This window comes from Chromobacterium subtsugae (assembly GCF_001676875.1).
Taxonomy (GTDB): domain Bacteria; phylum Pseudomonadota; class Gammaproteobacteria; order Burkholderiales; family Chromobacteriaceae; genus Chromobacterium; species Chromobacterium subtsugae.
In genome coordinates this window covers 387957-405391 of record NZ_JYKA01000001.1, presented here as the reverse complement: position 1 = coordinate 405391, position 17435 = coordinate 387957, and the positions used below count along the sequence as shown (strand labels likewise).

Below are 17435 nucleotides of genomic sequence, written 5' to 3'. Positions count from 1 at the left end.
ACGGGCGGCCGCCTCGGCGCCCGGTTTCTCGAGACAGCCTTATGACCATCATCCGGCAGGACGACTTCATCCAGAGCATCGCCGATGCCTTCCAGTACATCAGTTGCTACCACCCGAAAGACTATATCGACGCGCTGTACCAGGCCTACCTGAACGAGGAGAGCGCCGCCGCCAAGGACGCGATGGCGCAGATCCTGGTCAACAGCCGCATGTGCGCGGAAGGGCAGCGCCCGATCTGCCAGGATACCGGCATTGCCGTGGTGTTCCTGAAAGTGGGCATGAAAGTGCAGTGGGACGCCCAGCTCAGCGTGCAGGAGATGGTCAACGAAGGCGTGCGCCGCGCCTACAACCATCCGGACAACAAGCTGCGCGCCTCGGTGCTGCTGGACCCGGCCGGCAAGCGCCAGAACTCCAAGGACAACACCCCGGCGGTGGTGCACTTCGAGATCGTCGAAGGCGACCAGGTGGAGGTGATCTGCGCGGCCAAGGGCGGCGGTTCGGAAAACAAGTCGAAGATGGTGATGCTGAATCCGTCCGACTCCATCGTCGACTGGGTGCTGAAAACCGTGCCGACCATGGGCGCCGGCTGGTGTCCGCCGGGCATCCTCGGCCTGGGCATCGGCGGCACGCCGGAAAAGGCGATGCTGCTGGCGAAAGAGTCGTTGATGGACCACGTCGACATCCACGAACTGAAGGCCAAGGCCGCCGCCGGCGAGGAATTGTCCCGCGTCGAAGCGCTGCGCCTGGAGCTGTTCGAGAAGGTCAACGCGCTGGGCATCGGCGCGCAGGGCCTGGGCGGCCTGACCACGGTGCTGGACGTCAAGATCCTGGACTACCCGACTCATGCGGCGTCCTTGCCGGTGGCGATGATCCCGAACTGCGCCGCCACCCGCCACATCCATTTCCACCTGGACGGCAACGGCCCGGCGCATCTGGAGCCGCCTAGCCTGGAAGACTGGCCGGACATCACTTACGACCCGTCCAACGGCAAGCGCGTCGACTTGGACAAGATCACCCGCGAAGAAGTGGCCAGCTGGCAGCCGGGCGACGTGCTGCTCTTGAACGGCAAAATCCTGACCGGCCGCGATGCCGCCCACAAGCGCATGGTGGACATGCTGAACAAGGGCGAGAAGCTGCCGGTGGACTTCACCAACCGTTTCATCTACTACGTCGGCCCGGTGGATCCGGTGCGCGAGGAAGTCGTCGGCCCGGCCGGCCCGACCACCGCCACCCGCATGGACAAGTTCACCCGCCAGATGCTGGAGCAGACGGGGCTCTTGGGCATGATAGGCAAGGCCGAGCGCGGCCCGGCGGCGATCGAGGCGATCAAGGACAACAAGGCTGTGTACCTGATGGCCGTCGGCGGCTCCGCCTACCTGGTGTCCAAGGCGATCAAGGCGTCCAAGGTGGTGGGCTTCGCCGATCTGGGCATGGAGGCGATCTACGAATTCGAGGTCAAGGACATGCCGGTGACGGTGGCGGTGGATTCCTGTGGCACGTCTGTCCACAATACCGGTCCGGCGGAATGGCGGGTGAAGATCGGCAAGATTCCGGTGAGCGCGGCGTTGTGATTCGCATGCCGGGAAGACCATCCTGAGCCATGCGTCAGCATGGTATGGATGAAAAAAAGCCGCCTTGGAAAGGCGGCTTTTTTGTTGGGCTTAATCGGCCAGCCAGAATGATGCTGGCGATATGTAATTGTTGAAGCAGGGCGTGTCTCTTTCAGAGGGTTGCGAGCACCACGTCGTTCCATTCTTGCTGAGTTTCAGTGTTCCATCATATTGCGATGTTTTTCCTTTTCCCCCTTGAAGTCCCGCCATGGGAAAGTCCGGGACTGTCATCGCTAGCACTATCCAGTAATTCTTATTGGCTTTGAGTTGAACTCCGCTAGAGCCAAGACGATATTGAACCGAGTTGGGGATGAACTCTCTGACCGAGCCTCCGGTAATCAACTTCTTGTACAGGCTGGTTTTCTCATTCGAAGTGATCAATGCTTGGTCAGGGTTGTTATTGTTATCGGAGTAGATGCTGAGGTTGGAGACTACGGCGCCGCCTACGGCATTGACATCGACCCCCGAGTATTTGGCGATGAAATCCGCGCTTGGAGTAAATCGGAAGGCAATGAACTGGCTTTGGTGAAGAAATATATAGGCTTGCTCGACGCCGGGGGCGGGGAACAGGCCACCGTTCTGATCATCAATCCTGAGGTGGGTGGATGCGCTCTTTATTTTCCAAGTGGCGGTGCTGGAGCCTATTTGGACCGTATTGCTTTTTTCTTCGTTGAACGATGGCGCGGCATCTTTCAGTTGAATGACATCATTGTTTTTAACAAACGAGTCCGTCGTGACGGCCTTGTCATTCTTCAGAAGCGTGCCGGTTCCATTCAACCTCAGGATGGCAGCCTGGCCATCTTTCAAACCAGATATTTTCACTGCGTTGCTGGAGTAGATCTGCTCCGGATTGGCGTCGGCGCTGTCCTGGAAAGACAAGCCGCTAGTGGGAACAAGCCTGCGCGGAATGGTCTGGCTGTTGTCTTTGTCGATCCATTCTTCAAACTTGGGCGCGACCAGTTGGATACCCCGCTTGGTGTAATAGGTTTCGACGTTCCTCCTTACCGCGTCCAAGTCGATCTGGGTGGCGGCAACGGAGAGTTGATCTTGCAGCGATTGGGAGGACAGTTTGCCGTTATTGGCTAGGTCGCTGGCGATGGTGCTGATCAGGTGGGACAGTTCGGCAGTATCGGTATTGGCTTGCAAAGCCTGATTTTTCGCTGCCTGAGATAGAATGACAGAGGTTGCCAGCAAGATGGAGTCTTGATCCGCATTGCCGTTGATGCGCATATCGAACAATGAGCCGAGACTGTCGACTTTGGCGGGATCTATGCCGAATACCGCCAGCACTTCGTTGCGCGACTGGTTGTATGCGGTTTGATAGTCGCTGCCGCCAGCCATCAATGCCTTCAAGCGCGGCGCTTGCAAGGTGGTCAGCAGATTGATGGTCAGCGACTTGGACACGCTCAGGTCTGCCACCGCATTCAGAGTGACCGGCGCGGTGGATAGCGTGCCGGTCAACTCGTTCATGTAATAGCCGCTGCCGGTCAGCTCCACCAGTTTCGTGTTGACGGAGCCGGGAATGCCGAAATTGCCCAGGTCATCCTTGGTTTGCGTCATATAGACTTTGCCGGTCGGCGACAGCTTGTCGTCCAGCTCGGAAATCCAGATTTGCGAGCCGAAAATGAATGGCCCTTTTTGCACCTGGCCGGCGACATGGTAGCGAGCCGAGGCATTGTTGTTTTGGGAGGGCGCGCTGCCAGAGCTGCCGGAGCCGCCGCCGCCGCAGGCTGCGAGAACGCTGAGGGTCAAAAGGGGAAGAAGCTTGCGCGTAAAGGTCGGCATGCTGTGCACTTTCATTATCATGTTTCACGGAAGGCTCCAAACTTTGAATTTGGAGTAAAAAATCGTTTTAATTATGTGATTGTTCTTATTATGTCATTTGCGGTATTGGCTGTCAGCGCGTGCCGATATGCGGAAAAGAGAAAGTTGCGCGCTGAAAGCGAAGGCGCGGGCGCTCGAGGAGCGGGCCGCTGGGCAGGGGAAGCCGATTGGAGGGCTTGGTGTTGCTGCTTGGCTGCAACCACTTGCAGCCGGAGAGGAAATATTGATTTTTGTCTTGCAAATCTGACGCTTGCGTCATACATACTGAAAATGTTCACGGCATTGTTTCAGTGTTTTTACCTAACGAGTAATGAATATGTCTCCCGCCTCCGTCGCCACCTTCAGCCTGTACGCCGATCTGTACGCGCGTTATCGTCCTTCCTACCCGGAGGCGCTGTATGGCTGGCTGCTGCCGCTGTGCCCCGGCTATGCGCGGGCATGGGATTGCGCGACCGGCAGCGGCCAGACCGCGGTGCGCTTGGGGCAGAGTTTCGCCCGGGTGGACGCCACCGATATCAGCTCCAACCAGCTGTCTGCGGCCGAACCGCACACCCAGGTGTATTACCGCGAATGCCCGGCGGAGGTGACGCCGTTCGACGACGACTGCTTCGACCTGGTCTGCGTGTCGCAGGCCTTGCATTGGTTCCACCATCCTTCGTTCTGGCCGGAGGTGCGGCGGGTGTTGAAGCCGGGCGGCATCTTCGCCGCCTGGGGCTATCACCACTGCGTGGTGACGCCGGAGATAGACCGCGCCTGCAGCGTGCTGTGGTCGATCATCGAGCCGTTCTGGTCCAGCCGCTGCCAGCTGTTGTGGGATGATTTTCGCAGCAGCGGCTGTCCGCTGCCGCTATTGAAAGCGCCCAGCTTTTCCATCGTCAACGACTGGACGCTGGAGCATTTCCTCGGCTTTCTCAATACCACTTCGGCCAGCAAGCTGTGCAAGCAGGCGCTGGGGGAAAACATCCTGGACGACGCCAGCCTGCGCATCGCGCGCGCCTGGGGCTCGCCCAGCCAGACGCGGCGGGTGGAGCTGCCGCTGCACCTGATGGTGGCGCGCAAGGACGCGCCGCAGGATTTCCCCGGCTACGGCTGAGTCAGCGCCGGCGCTCGTATTCCGCCTGCAGGTCGGATAGCAGGATGTTGAGCGCGTCGGACGAGCGCACCAATTCCAGCAGCGACACCGCCAGCGAGCCTATCATGCATAGCAGGCTGACGCCGAAGGTGATCTCCCCCCATGCCTGCCAGCCGGTGTAGACCTGGAACATCGCCACCGTGCAGAGAAACAGGCTGCCGATGCCGAGAAACTGCATCCACTTGATCAGCGTGATGCGGGTGCGCAGATTGCCGATCTGGCGCAGGATTTTCGGGTCCTGGCTGTCGCGGTACTCTTCGTACAGGTTGCGGATGATGCCGGCCAGGCCCAGAAAGCGGTTGGTGTAGGCCAGCAGCAGCAGGGAAATGGCGGGGAACAGCAGCGCGGGGGTGCTCAGGGTCAGTGCGGAGTGCATCAGGCGTTCTCGTCTATCCATACATCGATGCCGGTCGGCGCGGCATCGAACAGTTCAATCACATCGTGGTTCTTCATGCGGACGCAGCCCAGCGAGCTGGGCCTGCCCCATGGTACATGATCGCCGGCGCCGTGGATGTAGATGGCGCGGTCGTAGCTGTCGACATCCCCGCCTTGGTTGATGCCGGGCTCCTGGCCGCACAGCCACAGGATGCGGGTCAGGATCCAGTCCTTGTTCGGATACTGGGCGTGCAGTTCCGGCGTGTACTTCCACGGCGTCACCTGGCGGCGGAAGATGATGGTGTTTTCCGCCGCGCCGGCGCCGATCTTGTCGCAGACCGTGTGCCAGCCGCGCGGCGTCTGGTAGCTGCCGCTCATTTCGCCGACGCCGTTTTTCGCGGTCGATACCGCGTATTCCTTTTCTACCCGGCCCCAGCCGTCCAGCAGCCGCAGCGTCTGCGATCGCACTCCTACCCAGATCCACGGCTCGCCGTAATGGCGGGCATTGGGGTGGGTGGCTTGCAGCGGCGCCGCCGTCTGCGCCTGCAGAATCAGCGCGGCGGCGTCGTCGGCCGCCAGGCACGAATGGGCGAGGCCGGCCAGCAGCAGGACGAGGAGGCAACGCATCTCAGCCTCCCGCCGCATCTTGGCGGCGCTGGCGGAAGAAGGCGGACAGCTGCTCGGCGCAGGCGTCGGCGTCCACGCCGCCGAACACTGCCGCGTGGTGGTTGAGCCGCGGATCGGCGAACAGGTCGACGGTGCTGCCGGCCGCGCCGGTCTTGGCGTCGCGCGCGCCGTAGACCACCCGCGCGATGCGCGCGTGCAGGATGGCGCCGCTGCACATCGGACAGGGCTCCAGCGTGACGTACAGGTCGCAGCCGTCCAGCCGGTAGTTGCCCAAGCGCGCCGCGGCGTCGCGCAGCGCCTGCATTTCGGCGTGGGCGGACGGGTCGTGGCGGCCGATAGGCTGGTTGTAGCCGCGGCCGATGATTTCCCCGTTCTTCACCACCAGCGCGCCGACCGGCACCTCGCCCTCGGCCGCGGCCTGCGCCGCCAGCTCTCGCGCCTGCCGCAGGTAGTCCAGGCTTGCCGCCAGCGGAGGGGGCAGGGACACCGGCGGGTGCTCGGCCAGGCGGCGCAGCAACGCCGCCTTGTCGCTTTCTTCCAGCTGCTGCCAGTGGATGCCGCGCGCCGCGGCCTCCAGCGCGAACAGCAGGCGGCGGGTCACGGTATGGCCGGCCGCCTTCAGCAGCAGGAAAGCGGTGACCGCGCCGCGCGCTTGCAGCTGCGGCTGGGAATGGATGTCCTGTTCGGCCAGCCAGGCGAGGGCCGAGGGAGGAAGCGGGGGGGAGGTCAGCGTCACGGGATCGGGCGGATGCGGTTGCGGGATCTTGCCATTATCGCCGGTTTGGCGGCGGCGACCAAGCCGGCGCGCCCGGCGGCCGAGCAGGCTGTTGCCGCCAACATGCCGATTGGCATCAAGAAAACCAAATTGTTGCCGATATGAGTTGAAAAATAGCAGAAAGCCGAATCATGTCCGTGATCACTCCCCAATCCTCCGTGTCCAGGCTGGATCTGTGGCAGAGGACGAGCATCGCCGCCAAGCCGTCCACCGATGCCGCGCCGTCGTCTTCCTCCGCCGACGCCCAGGCCCAGTCACAGGCCGCCCGGCTGTCCACTGCCCCCAACGATTTGCAGCAGGCGCTGAACCGCGGCTGGCAGGACTACATGCAAAAGCTGCGGGTGGACCTGAACCGCCCGGCCCAGCGCCAGAGCCCGCAGGCCGACGACATCCAGAAAAAAATGCTCAAGCAGCAGGCGGATGCGCTGCGCCAGATGATGATGGTCACCCGCGACAAGGCGAGTTTGCGGGCGCTTGCCACCCAGCTGGCGCGCCTGGCGCGCGAGTTGAAAGACCTGGTCAGCAGCATGACCCAGAACGCGGCCGACCAGCAGATGGCGGTCAATGTGGGCGGGGATCAGGCGTCCGGCGGGGCCGCGGCATCTTCCGCCGCCGAGGCTTCCGCAGGTTCGGATGCGGGCTCTGGAGGCGACTCGGACGCGGAGGCGGCAAGCGCGGAGGCGGCCGCCGCGGCTTCGTCGGCCCAGGCGGCGCCTGCCGCCGCTGACGGAGCCGACGCGCAGCAAGCCGCGTCCGGCCAGAACACCGCGCAGGAGGCGTCGGCGGCCGACGCGAATGCGAACGCGCAAGCCCCCGGGCAGACCGACGCGCAGGGAGATTCCGGCAATGTCGACCCGCAGGCGGCGCTGCGCAACATGCTGGCCAACGGCAACCCGGTGGCCGGCGATCCGGACATCGAGCAGATCCGACAGGTGCTGAAGATGGTGCAGGCCTTCATCAAGCAGATGGCGCAGCAGCTGCAAACTCAGAAAGACCCGAATTCGCGCGACCTGAAAGACGATATGAAGCGGGCGGACAAGGATCTGGAGGATGTCGACAAGATCCTGAAGGGCGGTCCGGAGGCGATGGCGGCGCTCAACGGCCAGATGGATGTGAATATCAATGTGTCGGCGGATGCCGGCACGGCGAACGCCTGATCGGGAGACGGGCCGCGCGCTCAGCGCTTGAGCCAGCGGCCGAACAGACGCCAGGCGGCCAGCAGCCGGCCGCCGCCTTTGAGCCAGCGGCCCAGCTTTTCGTTCGGCAGCAGCTTGCCCAGAATATCGAGCGCGGCGCCTAGCTGGCCAGGGGCGCGCCACAGCGCGAAACCCTCGCCGGCCCAGCGCAGCGGCTCCAGCAGTTTCTGTTTTTCCAGCTTCAGCTTGACGCGCAGGGCTTCGCCCTTCATCACCAGCAGCTGTTTTTTCAGCGCGCGGTCCTGCGGCGTCATGGCCGTTCTCCGCCGGGCCCCAGCGCCGCCCAATCCTTGCGGGCCTCTTCCAGGGTGACGGCGAACGGCGCCGGCTGCTCGCGCAGCTTGCGCCGCAGGCCAAGCAGCAGCGCGGCGCCGGCGCCGCCCAGCAGCAGGGCCAGGCAGGCCATCACCGCCAGCCGCCATTCGACCGGCGTCAGCGCCCACAGCGCCAGCACCGCGGCGATCAGGCCGCAGCCCAGCAACACCACCCCCAGCATGCCTTGCAGCAGATTGCCGACGATGTCGTCCTTCCATTCCTGCGCCTCCAGCGCCATCAGTTCGGCGCGGGTGAGCAGCAGCGCCGCCGCCCCGTTGGCGAAGGAGCGCAGGGTGCCGGGACGGGGCGGGCGGGTCGGTTCCGACATGCCGGTCAGCGGCGCGAGACCAGCATGCCCAGCAGGAAGCCCACGCCGGCGGCGATGCCTATGGATTTCCACGGGTTTTCGTGCACGTATTCGTCGGTGGCCTTGGCGGCTTCCTTGGCCCTGCCGACCACGGCGACTTCGGCGTCGCGCAGCTTGGCCTTGGCGGTGCCCAGCTTTTCGCTGAGGCGTTTGCGCAATTCCTTGCTGTGCGCGCTGCCGTCGTCGGCGGCGGCGTCGATCAGTTCTTCGGTGCTGGCCAAAACCTGGCGTACGTCATCCAGCAGCTGTTCTTTTTCCTTGGCGATGGCGGCATTCGACATGGCGACCTCCTGGCAATGATGAAAGAAGACAACTCAAAACGCAGACGCGGCGTGGACCGGCCGCGTCAAACCAAGCTAACAGGCTGGTGCGGCCGCGTCAAACCGCCTGGTCAAGCGGTTCATCCGCGTTGGTAGAGCGCTTCGTCCAGCGAAGGTTCCCGCGCAGGCCGCGCGGCGCGGGCGCAGGACATGCCCGCCAGCGCCACTGCCGCGCAATACGCGACGCAGATCCACGGACTCCAGGGCATGGCGGCGATCAACAGCAGCGGCGTGACGCTGGCCCAGATCGAATAGGCGATGTTGTAGGTGAAGGAAATGCCGGATACGCGCACCTTGGCCGGGAACATGGCCACCATGATGGATGGCACCACGCCGACGATGCCGCAACATAGCCCTGCGGCGGCGTAAGCCAGGCCCGGCCAGCCCCAGCCATCTATCAGGCAGGCGTAGAGCAGCCCCACGCCTAGCGGCAGCAACAGGCTGTACAGCAGCAGGCTGCGGCGGTGGCCGATGCGGTCGCAGGCGTGGCCGGCGACGATGCAGCCCAGGTTGAGAAATACGATGCCTATGCTGCTGAGGCCGAAGGCATGGTCGGCGCTCATGCCGAAGCGCTGCTGCAGCAATGTGGGCGTCACCACCACCAGCACCACCACGGCGGAGGTGAGCACGCAGGTTAGCAGCGCCGCAGGCAGCAGGGTAGCGCGGTGTTCCTTCAGGATCGTCAGCAAGGGGTAGCTGACCTGTTCCGCCTGGCGGCTGCGCATGGCCAGGAAGATAGGCGTTTCGGCCAGCCAGCGGCGCAGCCACACGCCGAGAAGGCCGAAGGGCCCGCCCAGGAGGAAGGGGATGCGCCAGCCGTATTCCAGCATTTCCTGCGGCGTGAACACGCGGGCGAGGATGGTGGCGGTGAGCGCGCCCAGCAGGTAGCCGAAGGTCAGGCCGGCCTGCAGCACCCCCAGCGCGTAGCCGCGGTGTTGTAGCGGCGCATGCTCGGCGACGAAGGACCAGGCGCTGGGCACCTCCCCGCCCACCGCCGCGCCCTGCAGGATGCGCAGGGCCAGTAGCAGCAGCGGGGCGGCGATGCCGATGTCGGTGTAGGTGGGCATCAGGCCGATGATCAGGCAAGGGCCGGCCATCAGCAGGATGGTCAGGCTGAAGATGCGCTTGCGGCCCAGCCGGTCGGCGAAATGGGCCATCAGGATGCCGCCCAGCGGCCGCGCCAGGTAGCCGGTGGCGAAGATGCCGAAGGTCTGCAGCAGGCGCAGCCATTCCGGCATGTGCGGCGGGAAGAACAGCTTGCTGAGGGTGGTGGCGAAGAAGGCGAAGATGATGAAATCGTAGATTTCCAGCGCGCCGCCCAGCGCCGCCAGGCCCAGGGTCTGGTAGTCGGCGCGGGTGAGGGTTGTCGAGCGGGAGTCAGTCATGGGCAATCACGGAGTGCTGGGGCCGCCGATATCGGCCGGCCGCTGTAAAAAGCCCCGTCGGCGCATCGCTGCGAAAGCGCGGCGCCGCGAGCCGGGGCGGTTGGTTTGCATGGCCGCCAGTTTAGCGCGGGAATCGCATCCCGCGGGAATAATAATATTCCCTTGGCATCGATAGGCGGCGCGGCGTCAGCCATGGACAATAGCCGCTCCGCCAGAAAATCGATGAGCACCTGGGATTTAGGCGGCAGATGGCGGCTGGCCGGCCGCCATCTGCTTCACCATCATGCCGGCCCTGTTCACGACGGCCTTGCCGCAGGGGCCGCAGCTGGGATGGCGCAGCCTGCCGGTGCAGGCGCTGCTGGCCGGAGCGCTGGCCTTGCTGTCGGCGCTGATGGTGTTGATCTTGCTGAGGCGCGGCGGCGAACAAGCCAGCCAAGCCTGGCGGAGCCGGCAATGAAAAACGCCCCGCGGGAGCGGGGCGGTGAGGTGGCGGAGCGAAGGGATGGATTCCCGTTTGATGATTGGTCTTGCGCGCGGCACCCGGATTTTCATTTGGACTCAGGCGGCGCGATGAAAGGCGGCCTGCATGAAGTCCAGGCTTGGGCGCTAGGAGCGCGACGCTCTGCGTCGCATGCGAACCCGAATCTCTTTCACGTTCAGCTCACGATATCCGGGGCTTCCGAGCAGACTCTGTTGCGCCCGCTCTTCTTGGCCTGATACAGGGCTTCATCTGCCCGCCTCACCAGATCGTCCGCAGTTTCTCCCTGGCGCAGAACCGCGACGCCGAAGCTGCTGGTCTTGCTGCCTATCCCGGCAAAGGCATGCGCCTGCACACTGGCGCGCATGTGCTCGGCCAGGCGCAAGGCCTGTTCCAGAGTGGTCTGAGGACAAAGAATCAGGAATTCTTCGCCGCCCCAGCGACCCACGGTGTCGGTCGCCCGCACCACGCGATTCAAGATGCCGGTGAATTCCTGAAGCAGGGCGTCTCCCGCCAGATGCCCGCGGCTGTCGTTGACGGACTTGAAGCTGTCGATGTCGGTCAGGATGATCGCAAGCGGACGGCTGTCAGGGTCGGCCAGCGCCATGGCGTTTTTGAACACCTCGTCCAGGCCCCGGCGGTTGACCGTGCCGGTCAGCTTGTCGGTTACGGCCAGCAGGGCCAGCTGCTGGTGGGCTTCGAGTAGTTCGGCCGTTCGCAGTTCGACTTGCTGGCTCAGGATCTCGTTGTGGCGCACCTGGAATTCGTGCGCTTTTTGGAGTCGGGCATAGGCATCGTTGAGTCCATCGACCAGCACGCTCAGCTCATCGCGCAGCCCTTGCGGGCGCCGGCGCAGCACAAAAGGCGTGAAACTCTTGCCCGGCTCGAAGGATCTGGCGAACTCCGCCATCTGGGTCAAATGCCGCGTGATCATCCAGGAAATCAGCAAGAGGATGCTGATCGAAGTCACCAGCGACTTGCCGCCCTGCGTCGCCAATACGATGCCAATGCGATCCAGGGTGCGGCTATAGAGCGTGTGCAGATTGGGCTCGATGTAGATCTTGCCAACGACCACCCCGTTGCGCCGCAAGACGTACTTGAAGAGCCTCCCCGCGTCAGCATCCAGCTGCCCGGTTGTCAGCGCGGCCGACTGGCTGGGGCCGTAGTGGATCGTGGCGCCGGCGACCCAGGGGGAATGGCCGATGCCGTCGAGCTGCACCTGCATGCCGGCGACGTTGAAGTTCCAGGCCGCGTCGGCCAGGCCAGGCAGCTGGCTCTGCTCGATGTAGCGCATGCCCTGCTCGAGTTCGGACACATCGCTGCGGTAGTCGAAGAACAATTGCACCGAGGTCGCGATCAGCGCCGCCGTCGTGCTGATGCAGATGATCCAGACCAGCATGCGCCGCGCGAGGCCGCGCTGCGGCATGAAAATCAAAGGGGAGTTGCGCGATTGGGCGTTATCCTTTGCCTGGCGATTGGCATCCATGTTTAGTCGGCCTGCCTGCGGAACGGAGAATAGCGGGCGTAGACCTCCTCGTAGCGTTTGGCCGCTTCCGGATCAAGCAAGCGGGCTTCGGCGTCGATCCACGGGGGACGTCTGCCGGCTTTGGCAACGATTTCATTGACCCGCTTGACGATCTTCCGTCCCCAAGCGCCCTTGGTGCAAGCCGCATAGCCGATCGTATATTTGGGGTGGCCGGCGATGGGAAAGTAAACAAACTTGATTGATGTCGGCAGTTTCAAGTGCCTGGCGAACCAATAGACCTCGTCCGGATAGGCGATGATGTAGTCCACCCATCCGCTGGCCAGCTGGCTGAAAGGCCCCACGTCGTCGGCGCTCGTCTGGAGGATGTTCTTCTGCCCGGCCGCCGCGGTGAAGGCTGACAGAACGACGGGCGGGTAGCCCCGCATCTCTTGGCGGACCGTGGTCAACGATAGGTCATGCATCAGCCGGGCGATGTCTATGGCGCCGTCGGCATCGCGGTAGGCCTTCAGGCGGGCCGTCCGATCCGATCGCATTACGATGTAATACGGCAGCACGAATTCGACCGGGTCGCTGAATTCCATATACGCTTCGCGCTCTACTGTCTTGAGCAGGCTGGGCTGGCAAACGTGCTCTCCCTGCTTCATCAGGCCGGAGACGCGCGCCAGGCTGGCGCGTTCTATCACGCTGTTGTACTCGGGCGCGCGCTCAATGAAATATCGCAGGAACACGTCAGCGTAGCCCTGGCCCTTGTCGGGGCCATCGGTGATGGTGACCGGCGGATTGCCCGGCATTTGCCATCTGATGGTGTTGTCGTCGGCCCGAGCGTTGGCGCTCATCGTCAGATGGCACAGCGCCATCCCTACGCCGATGAACGTCCGGAAAGAAGCGGTTCGCTTCTTTCCGACGGTGGCATTCAACATTCCCGTATTCCTTTAAACACACTAGCGATCATGCCTCGCGACATTGACCCGCAAACCCTGATGGCGGACGCCTCAAGGCGCCAGCAAATTTGGGCAGTGCCCCGGCTGAGCGGGCGCATCGCCGATGGTGCCGCCGCGAGCGACGCATTGGCCGGGCGGTAGCGGCGTTTTCTGTTCGACAAAGCGGACCAGCAAGTCGAAGGCGCGCTGCGCGTGCGGCTCGACCAGCTCAAGCTGCGGGAACAGGCTCGCGTAGCGCTCGACGTGATTGCCGTTCTGGATCTCGTAGAGGCGATAGGTTTGGGCGTGCTCGCCGCCCTCCGCGGCAACCTGCCGCGCATAGGCACGCGCATGGAGGTCGATGGGCAGCAACGCATCCATCGTGCCGGCGACCGTGATCAGCGGACGCTTGATCTTGCCGTCGGTGGCGATGGCCGCCACATTGGCGCCCACCTTCGAGGCGGACAGCCGCGCCAAGTAGTTGTACCTGTCCGGCCCGGCGCCATAGGTGTTGTAGCCAGGATCCAGGCGCTTTTGCCATTGGCATTGCGTGGGCTCCCAGAATGAGTCATGGTGATTGCCCCATAGCGAGACCCGGCCATTTGCTGTATCGGCTACGAGATCGGGCGGATAGCCGGCCGCCAGGATGTTCAAGGCGGCGGTGCTGGTGGGCGAGCGGCCGGAGGCGAGATAGTCGGGGTAGTTGAGGAGGGCCGGAGGCAGGCCAGTCAGCAGATTCGGCCCGCGGGGATCGACGAAGGTGCCGGCCCACTCCACGCCGCCGTCGAAGGATTCCGGCGCGGTTTCGATCGCGCGGCGCACCTGATAGCCGCCGTTCGACGCGCCGACCGCATAGGTATAGCGCGGCTTGCGGCCATACTGCGCCTCTACGCCGCGGCGCGCCAAGTCGGAAGCCATCACCATGAAGTCGCGCCAGCGGGTGAATTCCTGGCCTGGATCATCGTCGTAGTAGTGGACATAGTGGGGATTGTCCGGCGTCCCGGTGCGGCAGGCCAGCGGATCCGCCGCCGTGCTCGCATGCGCGCTGAGCACCCCCTTGTTCTGCGAAGCATAGGCATAGCCCTGCTGCAGCACGTAATCGCTCCAGACGAAGTCGCCGTTGAATTCGCTGCGGGCGCCGGAGGCGCCGGCAACCACGAGTCGGCCATTCCAGTCCTTGGGCAGCCGCAGCAGGAAGCGCGCCTGCCCCAGAGGATCCTTGGCGAAGCGGGCCTGAATCTGCAAGCCGGGGACCGCCTTCTTGATGGAGGGCCTGTGGGCGGGATCCGCCACGAGTATGTCGCGGTCGGCTTGCGGCATGAACGCCGAAGGCGGCAGGCCGGGCAGCGAGTCGTTGGCTGGCGTGGTGTTGGGGTTGCGGGTCGTCAGGTCGGGGCTTTCGACGCAACTGGCGTCGGCGAGTTGCGGGCCCAATTTCCGCAGCAGGCGATCGCAGGCGCTCTGTTCGCCAGCGCTGGCAGCGCCAGCGAGGATCAGCAGGGCAAGGGCGGCGGCCGTCGATTTCCACATGACTCGTTTCCTTGGTTTGATGTTTCAGTAGCCCGCTCAGCGGCAATCGCCCAGGCCCGACAGGCGCGCAACGCCGATGTCATGAAGTCGCTACAGGCGCTCTTGGTGGTGTTGGCCAGTCAAGCGGCAGCGCCTCCAGCCAATACCATGAAAATACCATTGGTGGTGGAGAATAACTGAATCGCTTGTCCTTTCCTAGACACCCCAAGCTCCTCATTGGGCTGCCCGAGGGCTGGAGATTTCTCCGCAGCAATGTGTTTCTTGCGTGGCCGGTTTGGCCTGGCATGGCATTAACGACGGACGTGGCGTCACGAAACAAGCATGCCGACTGCGATGCCACGACAAGCAAGCGCTTGGCATTGCCAATTCTTGCCAGTCATTGCCAGACGAAGGCATGAAAAAACCCGCACGAATGCGGGTTTCAGGGGGGGGGCTTGGCGCTAGTCCGCGCTAGCGATTGCGAGACGCGGAATCACTCCCACTCGATGGTCGCCGGCGGCTTGCCGGACACGTCGTAGACCACGCGGTTGATGCCGCGCACTTCGTTGATGATGCGGTTGGACGCGCGGCCCAGCAGGCTGTACGGCAGCTCGGCCCAGTGCGCGGTCATGAAGTCGCTGGTCACCACGGCGCGCAATGCGACGACGTAGTCGTAGGTCCGGCCGTCGCCCATCACGCCGACCGACTTCACCGGCAGGAACACGGCGAAGGCCTGGCTGGTCAGCTCGTACCAGTTCTTGCCGGTCTTCTCGTCGACGGTGTTGCGCAGCTCTTCGATGAAGATGGCGTCGGCCTGGCGCAACAGGTCGGCGTATTCCTTCTTCACTTCGCCGAGGATGCGCACGCCCAGGCCTGGGCCCGGGAAGGGGTGGCGGTAGACCATGTCGTGCGGCAGGCCCAAGGCTACGCCCAGCTGGCGCACTTCGTCCTTGAACAGCTCGCGCAGCGGCTCCAGCAGCTTCAGGTTCATGTCTTCCGGCAGGCCGCCCACATTGTGGTGGCTCTTGATGGTGTGCGCCTTTTTGGTCTTGGCGCCGGCCGATTCGATCACGTCCGGGTAGATGGTGCCCTGGGCCAGCCACTTGGCGTTGGTCAGCTTGCCGGATTCGCGGTCGAACACTTCGATGAATTCCGCGCCGATGATCTTGCGCTTCTTCTCCGGGTCGCTTTCGCCGGCCAGCTTGGCCATGAAGTCGGCTTCGGCCTGCACATGGACCACCTTGACGCCCAGGTTCTGCGCGAACATTTCCATCACCATCTTGCCTTCGTTCAGACGCAGCAGGCCGTGGTCGACGAAGACGCAGGTCAGTTGGTCGCCGATGGCGCGGTGTATCAGCGCGGCGGCCACCGAGGAGTCCACGCCGCCGGACAGGCCGAGGATGACTTCTTCATCGCCGACTTGGTCGCGGATCTTCTTCACCGCTTCGTCGATGTAGTTGGGCATGGTCCAACTGGGTTTGCAGCCGGCCACGTGCAGCACGAAGCGGTGGATCATCTCGGTGCCGCGCTTGGTGTGGGTGACTTCCGGGTGGAACTGCACGCCGTAGAAGCCGCGGGTCTCGTCGGCCATCGCCGCGTACGGGCAGGACGGGGTTTCGGCGATCACCTGGAAGCCGGCCGGCAGCGAGGTGACTTTGTCGCCGTGGCTCATCCACACGTCGAGGAAGCCGTTGCCGGCGTCATCGATCTGGTCTTGCAGGCCTTCCAGCAGCTTGGAGTGATGGCGGGCCTTGATCTGGGCGTAGCCGAACTCGCGCTTGTCGCCGCCTTCCACCTTGCCGCCCAGGGTCTGGGCCATGAACTGCATGCCGTAGCAGATGCCCAGCACCGGCACGCCCAGCTCGAACAGCTTGGGGTCGGCCTGGTAGTCGGATTCGTACACCGAGTTGGGGCCGCCGGACAGGATGATGGCCTTGGGCGCGAAGGCCTTGATCTCTTCGATGGGCATGTCGAAAGAATGAAGCTCACAGTAAACGTGAGCTTCGCGTACGCGGCGGGCGATCAGCTGGGTGACCTGGGAGCCGAAGTCGAGAATGAGGATCTTGTCCATGCCTATCCTTGAAAAGTAATGCAGGCCGTTACAGCCATTATCGTCAATGCTTGAAAAAAAACTTGTCTTTCAGACTGGCGGCGGCGTGCGCTCAGTCGTCGCCCGGCGGTAGCCGGCGCGGCGGTTCGCGGCGTTCCGGTATGCCGTCGCTGCGCGCCACCAGCATCAGCACGCCCATCAGCACCATGCCCACCGCCGCGAAGTGGCTGACGCGCAGGCCCAGCTGATCGACCGCGTAGACGGCGGCGCCGGTGTAGGCCAGCATCGGGCTGGTCACCAGCGTGGATTTGTTGAATCCATCCAGCGCCAATAGCAGCACGCCCGCCGCGAACAGCAGCAGGGCGAGCAGGGTGGTGGTGTTGGGCAGCAGGGCGGTGCTTTTCAGCAGCCAGACGCATCCCAGGCAGATCAGCGCGATGGGCAGGGCGGCGCCGCGTTTCATGCCGCGCCCCGGTGGCTCTTCATCACGCGCTGTTTCTCGCGCTGCCATTCGCGGTCTTTTTCGGTATCGCGCTTGTCGTGCAGCTTCTTGCCCTTGGCCAGGCCGACATTGGCCTTGACGTTGCCCTTGGAGTAGTGGAGGTCCAGCGCCATCATGGTGTAGCCGGCGCGTTCCACCTTGCCGATGAAACGGTTGATCTCGGCCTGCGACAGCAGCAGCTTGCGCGGACGCACCGGGTCGGGATTGACGTGGGTGGAAGCGGATTGCAGAGGGGTGATGTGGCAGCCTATCAGCCAGAAGGCGCCGTTTTTCCAGTCGACGTAGCTTTCCTTCAGCTGCACGCGGCCGGCGCGGATCGCCTTGACCTCCCACCCTTCCAGCACAAGCCCGGCCTCGAGTTCTTCCTCGATGAAGTAGTCGTGGAAAGCCTTGCGGTTCTGGATGATGCTCATGTGTGGCGGGTTCCTTTGAATCCGCCATTGTAGCAGAAGCCGGCGCGCAACCAAAGTCGTGCCTTTTCAGTGGTTTGACGTGAAGATATCGTCTTGGCAGCCGCCGCCAAGGCGGAGCGGGGCGGTTTTTGCTAGAATTGCGGCTTGATTG

Annotated in this window: 19 protein-coding genes; 5 read left to right on the top strand and 14 right to left on the bottom strand. The window is 63.6% G+C overall.

Going from position 1 to position 17435, the window contains the following annotated elements; genetic code table 11:
• Nucleotides 1-41 precede the first annotated feature (41 nt).
• Nucleotides 42-1571, top strand: coding sequence for a fumarate hydratase (locus MY55_RS01975; RefSeq protein ID WP_043574196.1), 1530 nt, complete (start codon nucleotides 42-44; stop codon nucleotides 1569-1571).
• Nucleotides 1572-1661: 90 nt separating this feature from the next.
• On the opposite strand, the gene MY55_RS01970 is transcribed toward MY55_RS01975, so the two are convergent.
• A complete protein-coding gene (locus MY55_RS01970; RefSeq protein WP_065201880.1) occupies nucleotides 1662-3410 on the bottom strand; it encodes a hypothetical protein in 1749 nt (582 codons plus the stop codon).
• 340 nt (nucleotides 3411-3750) lie between these two features.
• Here MY55_RS01970 and MY55_RS01965 point away from each other — a divergent pair, with 340 nt between their 5' ends.
• Nucleotides 3751-4527, top strand: a complete 777-nt coding sequence (locus tag MY55_RS01965; RefSeq protein WP_065201879.1) for a class I SAM-dependent methyltransferase — start codon at nucleotides 3751-3753, stop codon at nucleotides 4525-4527.
• 1 nt (nucleotide 4528) lies between these two features.
• On the opposite strand, the gene MY55_RS01960 is transcribed toward MY55_RS01965, so the two are convergent.
• From MY55_RS01960 to tadA, 3 genes are read right to left on the bottom strand one after another with little or no spacing between them, the layout of a single operon-like run.
• The gene (locus tag MY55_RS01960) at nucleotides 4529-4942 is read right to left on the bottom strand and encodes a DUF2721 domain-containing protein (protein WP_043574200.1); all 414 of its coding nucleotides are present in this window, start codon (nucleotides 4940-4942) and stop codon (nucleotides 4529-4531) included.
• Nucleotides 4942-5568, bottom strand: coding sequence for a L,D-transpeptidase (locus MY55_RS01955; protein WP_043574202.1), 627 nt, complete (start codon nucleotides 5566-5568; stop codon nucleotides 4942-4944). Before MY55_RS01955 ends, MY55_RS01960 begins: the two co-directional genes overlap by 1 nt.
• Nucleotide 5569: 1 nt before the next feature.
• Complete coding sequence (tadA, locus tag MY55_RS01950) at nucleotides 5570-6304, bottom strand: tRNA adenosine(34) deaminase TadA (RefSeq protein WP_052877964.1); 735 nt, start codon at nucleotides 6302-6304, stop codon at nucleotides 5570-5572.
• Nucleotides 6305-6316: 12 nt separating this feature from the next.
• Between tadA and MY55_RS24385 the strand changes: the two genes are divergently transcribed.
• A complete protein-coding gene (locus tag MY55_RS24385; RefSeq protein ID WP_255361840.1) occupies nucleotides 6317-6448 on the top strand; it encodes a hypothetical protein in 132 nt (43 codons plus the stop codon).
• A gap of 26 nt (nucleotides 6449-6474) precedes the next feature.
• On the top strand, nucleotides 6475-7500 hold the full coding sequence (locus tag MY55_RS01945) for a hypothetical protein (RefSeq protein ID WP_065201878.1): 1026 nt from the start codon (nucleotides 6475-6477) through the stop codon (nucleotides 7498-7500).
• Between the two features lie 20 nt (nucleotides 7501-7520).
• Here the strand turns inward: MY55_RS01945 and MY55_RS01940 are convergent, their stop codons facing one another.
• The 4 genes from MY55_RS01940 to MY55_RS01925 form a co-directional block, all read right to left on the bottom strand.
• The gene (locus tag MY55_RS01940) at nucleotides 7521-7793 is read right to left on the bottom strand and encodes a hypothetical protein (protein ID WP_043574208.1); all 273 of its coding nucleotides are present in this window, start codon (nucleotides 7791-7793) and stop codon (nucleotides 7521-7523) included.
• Complete coding sequence (locus tag MY55_RS01935; RefSeq protein ID WP_047257812.1) at nucleotides 7790-8182, bottom strand: phage holin family protein; 393 nt, start codon at nucleotides 8180-8182, stop codon at nucleotides 7790-7792. Before MY55_RS01935 ends, MY55_RS01940 begins: the two co-directional genes overlap by 4 nt.
• Nucleotides 8183-8187: 5 nt before the next feature.
• On the bottom strand, nucleotides 8188-8502 hold the full coding sequence (locus MY55_RS01930) for an ElaB/YgaM/YqjD family protein (protein WP_043574214.1): 315 nt from the start codon (nucleotides 8500-8502) through the stop codon (nucleotides 8188-8190).
• Between the two features lie 119 nt (nucleotides 8503-8621).
• Nucleotides 8622-9926 (bottom strand): MFS transporter, encoded by a 1305-nt coding sequence (locus tag MY55_RS01925; protein WP_065201877.1) that lies wholly within the window; start codon nucleotides 9924-9926, stop codon nucleotides 8622-8624.
• 283 nt (nucleotides 9927-10209) lie between these two features.
• Between MY55_RS01925 and MY55_RS23230 the strand changes: the two genes are divergently transcribed.
• Nucleotides 10210-10383 (top strand): hypothetical protein, encoded by a 174-nt coding sequence (locus tag MY55_RS23230; protein WP_157889251.1) that lies wholly within the window; start codon nucleotides 10210-10212, stop codon nucleotides 10381-10383.
• A gap of 199 nt (nucleotides 10384-10582) precedes the next feature.
• On the opposite strand, the gene MY55_RS01920 is transcribed toward MY55_RS23230, so the two are convergent.
• From MY55_RS01920 to smpB, 6 genes are all read right to left on the bottom strand, one after another.
• Nucleotides 10583-11890 carry a sensor domain-containing diguanylate cyclase gene (locus MY55_RS01920; protein WP_052258007.1) on the bottom strand — a complete coding sequence of 436 codons (1308 nt, stop codon included), beginning with the start codon at nucleotides 11888-11890 and terminating at the stop codon, nucleotides 10583-10585.
• A gap of 2 nt (nucleotides 11891-11892) precedes the next feature.
• Complete coding sequence (locus MY55_RS01915) at nucleotides 11893-12810, bottom strand: hypothetical protein (RefSeq protein ID WP_065201876.1); 918 nt, start codon at nucleotides 12808-12810, stop codon at nucleotides 11893-11895.
• 72 nt (nucleotides 12811-12882) lie between these two features.
• Nucleotides 12883-14340, bottom strand: coding sequence for a 3-hydroxybutyrate oligomer hydrolase family protein (locus tag MY55_RS01910; protein ID WP_065201875.1), 1458 nt, complete (start codon nucleotides 14338-14340; stop codon nucleotides 12883-12885).
• Nucleotides 14341-14812: 472 nt separating this feature from the next.
• Complete coding sequence (guaA, locus tag MY55_RS01905) at nucleotides 14813-16396, bottom strand: glutamine-hydrolyzing GMP synthase (RefSeq protein WP_099049589.1); 1584 nt, start codon at nucleotides 16394-16396, stop codon at nucleotides 14813-14815.
• An 85-nt stretch (nucleotides 16397-16481) separates the two neighbouring features.
• Nucleotides 16482-16832 carry a hypothetical protein gene (locus MY55_RS01900; RefSeq protein ID WP_047236852.1) on the bottom strand — a complete coding sequence of 117 codons (351 nt, stop codon included), beginning with the start codon at nucleotides 16830-16832 and terminating at the stop codon, nucleotides 16482-16484.
• Nucleotides 16829-17305 (bottom strand): SsrA-binding protein SmpB, encoded by a 477-nt coding sequence (smpB, locus tag MY55_RS01895; protein WP_255361852.1) that lies wholly within the window; start codon nucleotides 17303-17305, stop codon nucleotides 16829-16831. The genes MY55_RS01900 and smpB overlap by 4 nt, the downstream gene beginning before the upstream one ends.
• Nucleotides 17306-17435 lie beyond the last annotated feature (130 nt).